At 38.6% G+C, this 14,826-nt stretch carries 11 protein-coding genes and 1 tRNA gene; 6 read left to right on the plus strand and 6 right to left on the minus strand.

The genetic code is table 11. The annotated features are described in order from the left end of the window. The first annotated feature begins 60 nt into the window (after nucleotides 1-60). Nucleotides 61-849, plus strand: a complete 789-nt coding sequence (locus AC012T_RS11675; protein ID WP_487065885.1) for a DUF1868 domain-containing protein — start codon at nucleotides 61-63, stop codon at nucleotides 847-849. A gap of 185 nt (nucleotides 850-1,034) precedes the next feature. Here AC012T_RS11675 and AC012T_RS11680 read toward each other — a convergent pair whose 3' ends face one another. Both AC012T_RS11680 and AC012T_RS11685 read right to left on the minus strand, forming a co-directional pair. Beyond that, entirely contained in the window at nucleotides 1,035-1,949 is a 915-nt protein-coding gene (locus tag AC012T_RS11680) for a DUF4344 domain-containing metallopeptidase (protein ID WP_487065887.1), read from the minus strand. Between the two features lie 1,122 nt (nucleotides 1,950-3,071). After that, on the minus strand, nucleotides 3,072-5,771 hold the full coding sequence (locus tag AC012T_RS11685; protein WP_487065889.1) for a DUF3536 domain-containing protein: 2,700 nt from the start codon (nucleotides 5,769-5,771) through the stop codon (nucleotides 3,072-3,074). Nucleotides 5,772-6,246: 475 nt separating this feature from the next. On the opposite strand from AC012T_RS11685, the gene cax reads away from it, so the two are divergent. Further along, nucleotides 6,247-7,365 carry a calcium/proton exchanger gene (cax, locus tag AC012T_RS11690; protein ID WP_487065891.1) on the plus strand — a complete coding sequence of 373 codons (1,119 nt, stop codon included), beginning with the start codon at nucleotides 6,247-6,249 and terminating at the stop codon, nucleotides 7,363-7,365. Between the two features lie 205 nt (nucleotides 7,366-7,570). After that, complete coding sequence (locus tag AC012T_RS11695; protein WP_487065893.1) at nucleotides 7,571-8,119, plus strand: peptidoglycan-binding domain-containing protein; 549 nt, start codon at nucleotides 7,571-7,573, stop codon at nucleotides 8,117-8,119. Between the two features lie 36 nt (nucleotides 8,120-8,155). Here AC012T_RS11695 and AC012T_RS11700 read toward each other — a convergent pair whose 3' ends face one another. Both AC012T_RS11700 and AC012T_RS11705 read right to left on the minus strand, forming a co-directional pair. After that, complete coding sequence (locus tag AC012T_RS11700) at nucleotides 8,156-10,576, minus strand: sucrose synthase (protein ID WP_487065895.1); 2,421 nt, start codon at nucleotides 10,574-10,576, stop codon at nucleotides 8,156-8,158. A gap of 778 nt (nucleotides 10,577-11,354) precedes the next feature. Further along, nucleotides 11,355-11,428: transfer RNA gene (locus tag AC012T_RS11705), tRNA-His, on the minus strand. Between the two features lie 118 nt (nucleotides 11,429-11,546). Between AC012T_RS11705 and AC012T_RS11710 the strand changes: the two genes are divergently transcribed. Continuing rightward, on the plus strand, nucleotides 11,547-11,927 hold the full coding sequence (locus AC012T_RS11710; RefSeq protein ID WP_487065897.1) for a DUF4359 domain-containing protein: 381 nt from the start codon (nucleotides 11,547-11,549) through the stop codon (nucleotides 11,925-11,927). A 53-nt stretch (nucleotides 11,928-11,980) separates the two neighbouring features. After that, a complete protein-coding gene (locus tag AC012T_RS11715; protein ID WP_487066555.1) occupies nucleotides 11,981-13,498 on the plus strand; it encodes a protein kinase domain-containing protein in 1,518 nt (505 codons plus the stop codon). A gap of 12 nt (nucleotides 13,499-13,510) precedes the next feature. Here AC012T_RS11715 and AC012T_RS11720 read toward each other — a convergent pair whose 3' ends face one another. Both AC012T_RS11720 and AC012T_RS11725 read right to left on the minus strand, forming a co-directional pair. Next, entirely contained in the window at nucleotides 13,511-13,645 is a 135-nt protein-coding gene (locus AC012T_RS11720) for a hypothetical protein (RefSeq protein WP_487065899.1), read from the minus strand. A gap of 18 nt (nucleotides 13,646-13,663) precedes the next feature. Next, nucleotides 13,664-14,116: an acyl-CoA thioesterase gene (locus AC012T_RS11725; RefSeq protein WP_487065901.1), complete on the minus strand. Its 453-nt coding sequence runs from the start codon at nucleotides 14,114-14,116 to the stop codon at nucleotides 13,664-13,666. A 76-nt stretch (nucleotides 14,117-14,192) separates the two neighbouring features. On the opposite strand from AC012T_RS11725, the gene AC012T_RS11730 reads away from it, so the two are divergent. Continuing rightward, nucleotides 14,193-14,804: a TetR/AcrR family transcriptional regulator gene (locus AC012T_RS11730; protein WP_487065903.1), complete on the plus strand. Its 612-nt coding sequence runs from the start codon at nucleotides 14,193-14,195 to the stop codon at nucleotides 14,802-14,804. Nucleotides 14,805-14,826 lie beyond the last annotated feature (22 nt).

Here is a 14,826-nt window from a genome sequence, read left to right on the forward strand (position 1 = left end):
AAAACCCAAAATGGTCTAATTTTCCCTACAATCTATCAAGAGATCGCGAGGCAATGAAGATTGGACGACAACTACCAAACCTACTTAAATCGGGTAGCCCGCATGACGCTACCAGAAGCTTACAAATCCCAAGTTCAGCACATTCAGGAATCTTCTAAATTTCAGCCAAATTCTGGAATCAGAGAACCAGCACCTTTTCCTGGCTATACGCTGATTACTCCACCTGCGGCAGAAGATACAGAAAACGCTGATTTTTACAGTCAAATAGAGTCTTATCAGCGATCGCTTTTAGAATTACCACTCAACTGCGATTTGATTGTACCTGTACCTCCGGCCAGCTTTCATGTCACCGTAGCTGACCTCATCTGGGATCATGCTTTCATTCATGCCACTGAAAAAAATCCCCAATTTGCCGAAGAACTTAACTCTTGTCTAGGTGACTTGTTTCAACAGTATCAAGAATCCATGACAAAGGCAAATAATCCCATTTCTTGGCAACTGCTGGGACTGATCGTGATGCCAAGGGCTGTAGGTGTTTGTTTAATACCCAAAGATGAGCGCAGCTATGAGGAGATAATTCAACTTCGCCGACTAATTTATCAAAATCGTAAATTAATGGGCTTGGGAATTGAGCAGCATTATAACTTTACAGCCCATATTACATTAGGCTATTTTGGGGAAATTCCCACAGAATTAGACCGCACAAAACTCAGCACTATGTTGTCTGAGTTAAATCAACAATGGTTATTAAATTTTCCAGAAATTTTAATCAATAGAGTTGAATTGCGGAAATTTGATAACATGACACACTATTATCGTCAACCAGACTGGATAAGTTTAGATTTTTGATTTATTTCTAATTCGTAATTAACTGATTAATTACGAATTAGAAGTAATTCTAAAATTCAGGAGTCAGGAGTTCGGAGTTCGGAGTCAGGAGTACAACTGGCTTTGAATTTAGATTCTGTACCTCATTGATCTGCAATCCACTGTATCAAGAGATTCTCAACCCTGTTTTCTGCTCTAAATTAAATTTACAATAAATTCATACCTGCTCTTAAATGAGGGCTTAGTAAAGTCCGCCAAGCTTTAAGTTTCCTATTGTAATCTATTCGGCACATATTTTGTCTTTGAGCAGGGATACCTATTTTTTTTACTAAAACATCATATGCTTGTGGATTTTTCCCATATACCAAACAGATAATATTATAAAATCTTTGGTAATTCAAAGAATGTTCATCCCAAAAAGATAAATCTTTACTAACAATTTCTATTTCCCGATTTCCAGATAATCCAAACTGGATAGCAGATGCCAAAGCCGCATATTCTTGTCCCCATTCTGACAAAAAAATTGTAGAAAATTCATCAACAGTATCTTCTTCTTTGCCAGTTACAGGTAAATCTAATTCATCGATCAAGGTATGTCCCAATTCATGAAAAAAAGTAAAAATAGTCGTACCTGCTACCCGACGATTAACTTTATTAACTACTTCGGATAGATTGATATTTAGTCTCTTTGATTGATAGTGGTTCATAAATACATCTGTGAACCTATCTATTAATTCATAGCAAATAGTAATACTATGTTCAGAAGGTTTATAATAGGCATTCACAGCACCACAATCACCCAAAATAATTTGGATATCATTAGGCATGATTAAAACTGTATTCAATTTTTGGGCTAGTTTTTCAAATGACTGATATTTTTGCAATCTCTGTTGTCTGTCAATAGAATGCTTGCGCTGTAAAGCAGTATAAACAACTTTGAATTTTCCTTGATAATCTAGCTGATTAATACTTGTTGTTTGGGCTATATTATTGTTACTAATTTTTGAATAATCTTGATTCAAACTGGTATTGATAAATAATAACGTTATCACAATAGTTAAAATACTTATTAATGTTAAAATTTTTAGTCTCAGATCAATTGATTGTAAAGGTTTAAACAAGGAAAACATAAATAAGTAGTTGTGAAGAATAAATTATTTAGTTAGGGGGTAAGGATTCAGGATACAGAATGTTTTCTATAGCAAACAGAAGAGAAAAATATTCTTCTTTCTCCTGACTCCTGAATTCTTACGTTAGGGGAAAAATCTTCACGGAAACGGATAACAATAAATAATACAGTTTATTCTTGTGTGGTTAAAAATGCCTCAGTATTTATCCTTAAGCCTTTGAATTATAACTAGAAAAAAAATAACAATATTTAACCCTTACCTGCAAAGTGCTGTATCAGCTATAAGACTTACGCAAATAGTATACTAATAAGGTGTCTCAGATGCCGAAAATCTGTTGATTATTATCAAATTATGGAGTTTGTCGCACCCTAAAATCTTGCATTGATTGTGACATTTGCATAAGTCTCAGCCAAATAGAGTTTAGTTGCAACAATTACAAACAATACTGAGAAGTTTGAGGAAGAGGTAAGGGTGCAAGGGGATTTATTTTTGTGTTTGGCTTGAATACTTGAGAAAAGTTTCAAAAAAGTCACTGAGGCGGTTAATCTCAATATACAAGCCAATAACGCTATATTTGTGGTGAAATTGCCAAAAAATCTCTATCAACAAAGACGCACATTTGTAAGTATGGTTTGCTGTAAAGCCCTGCGGGCATAGCTTCGCTTACCGCGGAGCGTGCCGTTAGGCATATAAACCAAGAACCTAGATATATCAAAAGTTTCAAGCTAAAAAAGTTGGAAAAAGTGCAAGAAATAAGCGATGAAAGCATCAAAAACCGTTCATTTACCCAGATTTGAGAATATTCTGATCTCCTTCTAATTCTTCTTTCTGACTCCTGACTCCTGACTCCTGAATCCTAGCCCTAACGGAAAGACTTTTGCAGCAAGCCCTAAGTATGGTTGTGCAATGGATAGAGATTTGAATTATTATCGATTTACTTACGATTAAAAGCATAGGAAGAATTGATGCTTTTGAACTATCATTCCCATCTCATACCATTTCTTTATGAGGATGCGCTTTATTCACGGATGTAGAGACGTTCCATGGAACGTCTCTACGGTATTTATTTGGCGCAACTTTACACAGAATTGGTATCAGTTAATCTTTACATTCCTAAGCCAACTTTTTCAAAATCATGCTGACATCTACTGCTAATTTTTGTCCTAGTTTTAACAATTGACTACATTGATTAGCTTCTGCTGGATTGTTAAAGTTGCTAAGACACAGGGGGATTATATGATGATGCAAATAGCTAAAGTAGAGTTCTTGGGATTTTTCTAAGGAAATACCTAGATTTAGCTGATATCCTACATCAATGAGTTTTTCTAAACGTTGGATATCTGTACCAAAAGAACCATTAGCATCGTGCAGAAGTTGTCCTAGAGAACGCACAATTAACTGTTCTAAGATCTGCTTACCTTCAGGTATATTTAGCTGACAACGCAGATTTTTGGCTTCGGTAGCGATCGCTTCTAATTCTAATATGTGATTCCAACTGAGTTGCGGTTCGGTAATATCTTGATCCAGTGATTTTAATGTCATCATACAGCGATAGCTTAAAGCAATCTCCGCTGCTACCTGCAATTCTTGGGGGACTTCTAACTCATCCCGATGAAACGCCATAATCACACCGTAATTTTCACGATATGCTTGGGTATACAATTGGTCGAGTCTTGTTAGTGTTTCCTGACTTAACAGCCGCATAATCCGGTGGCGTTCTTCTGCAAATAAATTCTGTAAACTAAAGGCTTCATCTCCCAAAAGTTGCGTCATCACCAAGATAGCGTGAGCCGCGCTTGCTTGTTGTAAAGATGCAAATAACTTTTCTTTCAAGTGTGTATAATCACGTCTGCCCGTAAATGCTTGAATGCAGCAATGGAAATCCCAACCGCCTAAATGCAGAACCGCAAACACTAAATTTTCACTTTCCCAAGTAATTTCTGATACTAGTTTTAATTGTCCTACTGCCATACTCAACGCGCCCATACGTTGCATTTGATAATCTAGTTCATGGGCGGTATAGCAATAAACGCGCTTTTGGTAAGCTTTGAGGTGTTCATCCCCATCCTGTACCGCAGGTGCATTGTTGTGATTGTTAAATAGGGAAGTAATGGCGTAATGGGCAGCAACTTGTTTAAACCCGATTTGGGCAGTTAGCACCAATTGACGATAAATTTCTGCACCATGCTTAAACTGTTCAACATTACTAGGGGCTAAACCCAAATGTTTGAGGAAGCCTTTTTCTAACTGTACACCAGCCACATCCCCAGCTAATTCTAAAGCACGGGAGGCATAACGGAGAATTTGTGTGCCTTCGGGGCGGGATATTTCTTCAAAAAACCAGCCGCAACTGGTGAACATGAACAAAGCATGACGCTGCATTTCCAATAAACGCAAAGCATCTATTTGTTCTGTGGCTGTGAGTTTGTGGGTTTGATGTTGGGAGAGAAAGCGAGTAACATTGGCCGGAGAGCGATCGCGCAAAATTTGAATATATTCATCCCTTGCTAACCAGGGATCACGAAATAATTTGCCCCCTTCTTCCTCATACACCTCAATTAACTGATCCCGCAGCCAGTTTAAAGCATTCCGCAACGGTCTTCGCCATTGTTGATGCCATACACCCCCTTCCCCACCACAACCACAATCATCCTGCCATCTGTCTACACCGTGGGCGCAACTCCAAGCTGTAATTGACTTTAATTCCACTTCCCAACTGGGAGGATTTAAACTCAAGTAGTGAGCAAAATTTGTTACCGTCCAACCGTGGCGAGGAAACTCGTCAATAAACGCATAAGCTAAGGTTTTCTCAGTTCCCTTTTTATGATGTCCAAAGGTTTCCCCATCTGTAGCCACAGATATCAATTGGGACTGACGATGATCCCCGCGCACTGCTGCACCAACCCTACCTGCGAAGTGATGAGAATTATAAACCACATCACTAAAGCCCATATCCCGCGAAATCGGGCCATCGTAGAAGAAGATATCAATATAAGGTAAACCTTCGGTTTTATCTGAGTTGGTCGCGTTAGTTGAACTCAGAGGAGAAGAGGCAATACTCAGAGATGGTTTTAAATAACAACGATAGGGACGGGTGGGATCAATTTGACTACCACCTACTTCATGCCATTGCGGTTGGGGATCGTCTTGAGTTCCCAAAGGGCGACAGCGTTGGGCTTGGGATGGTGCGAGGACAATAAAGCGAATATCCTCATCCACTAAAGCTTGTAGAGTGGCATAATCCACAGCAGTTTCAGCCAGCCAGATACCTTCGGGATCACGGCCAAATCTGGATTTGAAATCTTCTTTACCCCAGCGAATTTGGGTATGTTTATCTCTTTCATTGGCCAGAGGCATGATGATGTGATTGTATACTTGAGCGATCGCATTCCCATGACCATGCAATCTTTGACTACTCTTTGCATCAGCCTCCAAAATTCGCTCATAAACTTCCATATCGTAACGTTCCAACCACGACATCAGCGTTGGACCGATATTAAAGCTCATGTATTCATAATTATTGACGATCCCCACCAATTCATTACGGTCATTTAACACTCTGGCAAAGGCATTGGGGCGATAGCATTCCCAATGAATGCGTTCATTCCAATCATGGAAAGGTGCAGCACTGGGTTGGCGTTCAATTGCATCTAAATAAGGATTTTCTCTTGGGGGCTGGTAAAAATGACCATGTACCGTTACATATACCCCCTGAGATTGTTTTAGGGGATCGTTATTTAGGGTATGTTGAGAATCTTGGTTTAATTGCAATTTTGAGCCAGAGCTAACTGGCGTTTCAGCAGCAGAAGTCATGATATTTGTATCCCAAGTAAAATTGTATTTGTAGCGAAAGTATAGTTATAGGAACATTTTTACGGTTGTTTTTTCACAAAATCCGGTATAAACAACATCATTGAAATCAAGCTGAATCGGAATTTCGGCAAAATAGTCTTAATCTGACGGGAAATCTGCATTATCGCGCAGTCATGTCCCCAAATGCAAAAGAGCATCAATTAATTATAGAATCAAGATACATACTGTGAATTTTATCACTAGCAACGCCAATCAGCCAAGAAAACTAATACTCTTTTAATCCATTAAAACCTATGTTGGTGATGAAATCCTGGCGTGAAGTCATAGTTTTACAACAAAAGATTGCAACTACTAATTAAATCGCCATCTTATTTTAGATCTCTGCTGCCATCTGACAAACAGTGAAATTTCTGAATAGCTTCACGGACAGTTGAGAGTATCATAGGCATCTGATACCCAAAATTCGAGATCAAAAATGTCAGCTAAAAACATCATTTTTGCAATTTTGTTACTGTTTATACCAATCTCGTTAACCGCTCACTTCCTGGAATGGGGAGACTTAATAGTTTTCATTGCCGCTGGACTAGCAATTCTCCCCTTAGCAGCTTGGATGGGTACAGCCACAGAAGAAATTGCCGTAGTCGTGGGGCCATCATTAGGAGGGTTATTAAACGCCACCTTTGGTAACGCTACAGAACTGATTATTGCTTTAGTTGCCCTCAATGCCGGGCTAATAGATGTTGTTAAAGCCAGCATCACAGGCTCGATTATTAGTAATTTACTCTTAGTCATGGGTTTTTCCATGCTTTTGGGTGGACTACGCTACAAAGAGCAAACATTTCAATCAGTTGTAGCACGAGTAAATGCTTCATCAATGAATTTGGCAGTGATTGCCATTTTATTACCAACAGCGATGAACTACACGTCAATCGGCATTAACGAAAGAACAGTGCAGAATCTTTCTCTTGCCGTTGCTGTCGTTTTAATTCTGGTTTATGGTTTAACACTGCTATTTTCCATGAAAACCCATGCCTATTTATATGATGTGGGTGTAGCAGAGATAGAGATAGAAGCCGCAGATACAGATGCAACAATAGAAGAAATCGCTGAAGAAAAACCAAATCTTTGGCTTTGGACTGGTGTATTGCTAGTATGTACCCTGCTAGTAGCCCTAGAGTCAGAATTGCTAGTTGATACTCTAGAAGTAGCTACATCCAAATTAGGTTTAACATCACTCTTTACAGGGGTGATTTTATTGCCCATTGTTGGTAACGCCGCAGAACACGCTACAGCTGTCACCGTAGCAATGAAAGATAAGATGGATCTTTCTCTATCTGTGGCTGTAGGATCTAGTATGCAGATTGCCCTATTCGTAGCCCCTGTTTTAGTGATTGCCGGGCGGATATTAGGTCAGCCGATGGATTTAGATTTCAATCCCTTTGAATTGGTGGCAGTGGCAGTATCGGTGTTAATTGCCAATAGCATTAGTTCTGATGGTAAGTCTAATTGGTTGGAAGGAACTTTACTCTTAGCTGCCTATACGGTCTTGGGTTTCGCCTTCTATTTCCATCCAGTTGTTGACACTATGGGTTAGATCAATCCAGTGTCCAGAGCGATGTCTACTATTGCTTTGGACACAAACATAAAATAATTAATTATTAATTCGTAATAACGCTACATTAGTGAAGTCAGCACTGAATATTACTGGAAATAATTTTTTTAAGGAGTCATAGTTTTATCTTATTTGTTTGTCTACTCCTGGTTTATCCTTATAGGTGCAAGATATGAGATGAACTACGATGACTGAAATTGGCCTGCTAATGACGGGCGTTTTAAGCACCACACAACCAAATTTGCCCCATTTGCCGGAGCAACGACCATTTCAGATCGAAAATGGCGTGCAGAAGTCAAGCATTAGTCAATTATCTCCGTTAGTTTCAACTTCTCAAATCACTCCACCGGAATTTATAGAAACAAATGGAAGAGAGAAATCTAAAATTTCTGCGATCGCCATCAAGCGAGATAAAATATTAAAGCAAATCCGACAAAAGCACCTGTCCTCAATATCTTTGAACTTAGCCGATGCCAAGGATCTCCCCACCAAAGAGCAGATATTAGCACGATATCAAGGATATAATAGACAACCTATGCCAACTTTACGTTTTGGTAGCTCAGGTATATCTGTAAGAATTATGCAGCGGTTGTTAGTATCCAACGGCTACGGTATCCGAATTGATGGCATATTTGGGCCTCTGACAGAGGCAGCTATCAAAGCCTTTCAAAATCAGCGCAGTTTATTAGTAGATGGTATAGTCGGTCAAAGAACTTGGTGGGAGTTGTCAATTTAATCACTGGGACGGGCAAGATACCTGTCCCACAAGAACTTAGCGATATTTATGCTGTTCTAATAAGTGCTGCGCCCTGGGTTTGTAAATTAGATAGAATAAAGCCTCTAGATAGCGCAATAAATCTTCACGATTCTCCTTGGAGCTAAAATTCCAGAAGCCATAAATCCGTGCCAATGATAGTAGTTTGGTAGTGTGAATCTTCCAAGTATAAGTACTATAAACTCGCTCTATTGCGTGCTGAGAAATTTCCGACCAATAATTAGGATTATGATCACATTTACTCACAAACTCCAGAATTTTAGCGGCTGTTTCTTCTAAATTTGTAGGGTTAATATAAAAACCATTCACCTGATCCTGAATAATTTCCTGTGGTCCACCAAATTGGGTAGCAAAAGTTGGCAATCCCGAAATCATCGCTTCCAAAATTGTCAAACCAAAAGCTTCAAATAAAGCCGGCTGTACAAATATTCCTTGGTGTTCAGCAATAACGCGGTAAATTTCCCCAGAATCACTTTTGGTTAAGCGCACACCTAACCAGCGAATTTTGCCGTGGAGATTATATTCGTCAATTATGTGATAGAGTCTGATAATTTCATCTCGTTCTTCATTATCTCCTGATTCTTCTACACGCAATTTACCCGCTACTAAAATTAAGTTGCAATGCTCCTGCAATTCTGGACTTTTACCAAAGCATTCTGCTAACCCAGTTAAATTTTTGATTCGGTCAAGACGTGCCATTGAAAATAACGGACGCTTGCTAGGGTCATCGAGTTTACCAAATATTTGGGACGGGTCTTCTAGAGTAAAGAGAATTTCTTCTAGCCGTAGACTATCACTTTCTACTCTGTCTTGCTTCCTGGTATAAGGGAAATAATAATTCTCATTTACCCCAGGTGGCACAACATTAAATTTCGGGCTAAATAATTCTATGCCATTGACTACATGATATAAATCTGGCATGGTGAAACATTTGTAAGATTCATACTGTCCCACGCTGTCGCCTGTACCGACAATTTCTTGATAAGTGCTGCTGACGACAAAATTAGCAGCGTTCATGGCGATTAAATCAGCAGTAAATTGTAAAGAGAAATGATATTTATCATCTAAATCCTGCCAATAGAGGTTACTAAACAGGTATTTAGATTTTTCCAACGCATGGGCAATATTACACTGGGTGACTTTCATCCGTCGCGCTAGTAAAAATGCCACTAAGTTACCATCAGAATAGTTACCCACGATTAAGTCGGGTCTACCTTGTAATTCTGCTAATAGTTCTCTTTCTGAATCAATAGCAAAGGTTTCTAAATAAGGCCAAAACTCAAACCGAGAAATCCAGTTTTGAGTCATGTTGGGATTAAATTCCCGCAGAGGTACACGCAAAATCCAGGCGTTTTCTGAACCGTGAACTTTTTCTAGCCTTTGGTTACACAAAGTACCATCACTATTAGGAATTAAGCGGGTGAGAATAATTACTTTTGGTTGGACATTTAAGCCTTCTAAACCAGCTAACATTGCATCTTCTTGCAGCTGTTTTTCTAGACTTTTAGCTTGATCAAGGACATAAACTACCTGTCCTCCAGTATCAGGACGACCTAAAACTCCTTCTTGTCCAAACCAACCATGAGCAGAAACTAAAACAATTTTAAAAATAATCGGCAGACGGGAGATGAAACCTTCGAGAGTTTGCGGATCAGGAGAATCAATTAGTTCATCCAGAATGTTGAGAGTATCTTGCACACGTCCGGCTGTGTTTCCCCAACCAGGTTCAAAACCAATCATCTGCAATTGAAACCGGAATTGTTCGTAGGGTTCATTTTTAGAGCGATCGCTTACTAAAGCTATGGCTTTCTTGATTTGTACAGAAAGTTGTTGCCGTGATTGAATGCGATCGTTGATTAACAACTGCACGCCGTTATAGTGATGCAAGCGCAAAAAATTAAATAAGCTTTCTAGCCATTCTTTTGGATCTTGGAATATCTTGCTAGATAGATAACGGTTGAGGAATTGTACCCCTTTACCTATATTTTTCGGGTCACGAATGGCCGGGGAATAATCATAAAACGGGCCAAAATCAAGTTCTAACAGATCACCATCTTGGGGATGAAATTTGTTCACGAACCGGTCACGCAAATCCAATAACTCCTGTACCGTCATTGGGATAACGTCCAATTCTTCCGTCAGCCGATAAACTTCCTGACTCGCAATCTTCGGACGGATGATGAAACAGAAGCTTGATTCTTCTTGAATAATCTCCTGGGTATAGTAAATTAGTTTGCCTAAATTTGAGTCGGTGCAGAACTGCTCAGATTTAGAGTATTTAGAACAGTAATCACTATAAACATTAATTGTATCGTTCCTGAGCCAGTATTTCTTATCTTGCTGGCGTAAATCACTCATAAATAAACGTAAATCAACTTTTTCTTCACTGTCTAGTAATGTTTGGAGTAATTCAGACATGACAAACACAAAATAATATTTTTTTTGCAAAGTAGACCAACACGTCTCAATATATTTTCTGAGTATTGAAGGTTTAGTAAATAGATAGAACGTGTTGATATTGAACTAAATTATCTATATCACACTATTTTGGTATCTAACGGCAGGAGTACCTTTTTTCTAACTTTTGATAGATGTCTGGTAGCGATTTTCAACAACATAACTCAGACTTCTACCTCTTATGATTTATAACCTTTGGTTGTACTTAAACAAAGATTAACTTGATGATAAAATTCTCATACTTATCTTTTTATTAAATACGCATAATACATCAGGCATAAAACTACGTAAAGTTTTATTTTTGTCAGAATCAGGATTTCCAGGATTTAAGGATGAACAGGATGAGTCTAGGAATTTATCACCAATTACCAGCAACTTGGGTTAGAAATAATAGCTATTTTTAACTTAAATAAATTAAAATTAATTTTTGATATCTTCTACTAAATTGCTGATTGATATTGGTTATAATTTCTACAATTAAAGTCATTAATATCTGGTCGATAACCTATGGCTGACAATACACAAAACTTAACAGCTCCTGACCACAGTATAGGCAACATGATGATCATCACGTTTCTTATCTTTTGTGGGCTAAGTTTCATCTTTCTTTTAGGAATTTTCTAAGGCTTAATGTGCGTTTAATAACAGCAAAGATGGAAGCTGATTGATTAATTAAGTGCATCAGCTTCCATTTTTAAGTAATAAATCTATTTGCTGTAGAGCATTTTAGATATTTAAGGGCGAACGACGGGACTTGAACCCGCGAAATGGTGGTACCACAAACCACTGCCTTAACCACTTGGCTACGCTCGCCATTCACTACTTGAGTATAGCACGCCTTCGGAAAAATGGTCAATATTTTTTGCCAGAAATTGAGTTGATTTCTTTGTAATCTTTAATAGTATAAAGACCACATCACAATCGAGAGTATATGAAAGTCTGGACTATTATTACATCTGTAGGAGCGGCAGGAATCGCCGTCTTGGGAGTGACGATGGCCAAGACAAATCCTCAACAGGCTGAATATGAAGAGTATGCAGTGCAACGGCTGACAACCTACTTAAAAACGGATGTTTGCAAAAAAACACCGAATTTCTTGCAAAATCTCATACAATTTAATTGCGATAAGTTAATTGAGTCAGTTAACCCACAAATGCGAGATATTATTGCTAGTACGACAAAAAGGCAAAATTATATTGTTTTTAGTGTTTATAGCACTGAAATTAAGCTTGATAATTTATTACCTAACTATAAGTTTGAAACTGTAGGAGCGTTGGACAAGTTTTATACTTATAAGGCCGAGCAGCGATGAGGTGACAGGGAACAGGTGAAGGAAGAGTTTTTCACAGTGACCAATGACTAATGATGAGTTTTTGTACTGCTTGTCTATATCCACAGAATCCAGATACTAGTCGATTTTGTCGCAAATGTGGTAAGCCATTATTACTCAAAGAACGCTATCGGGCGCTTTATCCCATTGGTAGCGGTGGATTTGGCAGAACATTTTTGGCTGTAGATGAGCATTTGCCGTCAAAACCTAGGTGTGTAATCAAACAACTTTATTTTTCAGATACGAATAGAGCAACTTTTACAAAGGTTGTGCAATTATTTCATCAGGAAGCGGTGCGTTTAGATGAATTGCAACATCCCCAAATTCCTCGATTATTGGCACACTTTGAACAAGAAAGTCAGTTGTATTTGGTGCAGGAATTAATTGTGGGGCGGACTTTAGCGCAGGAATTGGAAGAACAAGGTGTATTTGGTGAAGTTGATATTTGGCAATTGCTTAAAAATTTATTACCTGTGCTGCAATTTATTCATGCTCGACAGGTGATTCATCGGGATATTAAACCAGCAAATATCATGCGAAGATATACTCCTGTAGCTGGGAATGAATCTGAAGATCCTCAACCAATTACCAACGCTGCATTATTAAATAAAGGTTCTACCATGACTATTGGTGGACTGGAATCTCTGTCTCTTCAACAACAGCGAAGGAAAATCTTACCAGCTAGTAATATCAAGGCAGCAAATCGCACCAACAACTCTGCACCTGGAGAGATAGTGTTAATTGACTTTGGAGTTGCTAAACAAATCACTGCTACAGCTTTGGTAAATACGGGGACAACAGTGGGTAGTGCCGAATATATGGCTCCTGAACAAATGCGGGGTAAAGCTTTACCAGCAAGTGATCTCTACAGTTTGGGTGTGAGTTGCATTTATTTGTTAACTGGTATTTCTCCCTTTGAGTTGTTTGACGTGACAAGCGATCGCTGGATATGGCAAAATTATTTACCGAATGGCAATAATATTTCCGACCGTTTGGGCGCAATTCTTGATAAACTCCTCCAAAATGCCCTTTCCCAACGCTATCAATCGGCTACAGAAGTTTTAGCTGCAATCAACGTAGAAGCAAAACCAGTTAAAAAACAGCCAAATACTCTACATTCATCCACAGGAGTTGATTACAAGCATTTACGTAATTTACTAATGACTAAGCAATGGCAACAAGCGGATGAAGAGACTTGGGTAGTGATGTGTAAATCTTTATCTAAGCCTGTGAAAAGCTATTTATTTAAAAGTGATTTAGAAAAATTGCCTAATGAAGACTTACAGATAATTGACCAATTATGGACAAAATATAGTCAAGGTCATTTTGGTTTCACTGTGCAGATCCAAATTTATGAAAATTGTGGCAGAGATTACAGTCAGTTTTGCGGTGCTGTAGGTTGGAATTTAATTACATCTAACTCTCCTACTCACAATTTATTTTTTATGTCGTCAGCACCTAAAGGACGTTTACCTTCACATAATTGGGTTGGTGGCACTAAATTATGGACACATATGAATACTTTGGCTACAAAGTTGTTGGGTAATGAGTAATTGATATTAAGATTAGATATTATCAGTCAGGCTAGATTCTCGCCGCCACTTTTTGGGGATTAATGCTGACCAGAAAATAAATCCTAATATCGCTAAACCAGTTAACCCAATTTTCAATAACCTCTGATGTTTGAGTTCAAGATTCATAATCAGATTTCCTTAAATTTACGCAATATCAACCAGCAACTTAGCGCTTTGAGCATCTACTTGGGAGTGTACATAAGGTAAAAACAAAGAACGTTCCTCTGGACGTAACCGCCTTGGGCGCATTGTTTTTGTATCCACAAACAATCCTTTCTGCCATCCCTCTGCGGCTAATATTTTCTGTTCGTTATAGAAACAAAACTGCATAATAGCAGAGGCATTTTTTAGTTCAGAAATCCACATTTCTGCTTGTACACGTTCGCCCAAATAGAGCGGTAATTTGTAGGTGATATTGGTTTGAACCAAAACCGGAGCAAACCCTTGCTGAAAGATTTTCTGTGTTGGCATCTCAACCGCTTCCAGTAGTTTTGTCCGGCCAATTTCCATCCACTGAATATAAACAATGTTGTTAACATGACCAATAAAATCAATGTGGAAAGAATACACCTCTAACTCAAAGGAAATTTTTTGCATTTTCAATCTTATAAGTCACCACTCAGTGACATAGTATCATAGTCACCAATTGGTGACAAGTAGATGAGAAGGATTTATGGCGCGAGACAAAGAAGAGACGAAGGCACGAATTCTATCTGCGGTTGGTAAACTTCTGGCAGAATCAGGTTTTAAGCAACTAGGGGTGAATGCGATCGCTCGTGAAGCAGGGGTTGATAAGGTTTTGATTTACCGATATTTTGAGAATCTTCCCTCGTTGTTACAAACTTTTGGCAAAGAAGGTAACTACTGGATTACAGTTGCAGAGTTAATTGCAGATGAAAAGGTTTTTGATGATAAATCACTGGCTGATGCGATGGTTTTGTTGCTGACGCACTTCCTGCATGACTTACAAGAACGACCAATCACTCAAGAAATTGTGCGCTGGGAACTGCTTGAAGGTAATGAGTTAACCCATGAGTTAGCAACAGTGCGAGATCAGGTAGCAATTGAGAGTTTAGAATTTCTGAAGCAAAAGTATTCCTTCCCACCAGATAAAGATATCCCTGCTATCAGTGCGGTTTTGATTGCGGGAATTGTTTATCTAGTTCTACGAACCAAAGTTAACGACACATTTTTAGGAATTGATTTCAGTTCACCAAGCGGATGGCAACGGATTGAAAAAGCGATCGCATCTCTACTTGCGGCAATTGGGGAAAATGATGAGTAAATAAATACTTGGACAGAATCTT

The sequence above is a fragment of the Anabaena sp. EIM26 genome (assembly GCF_057568715.1).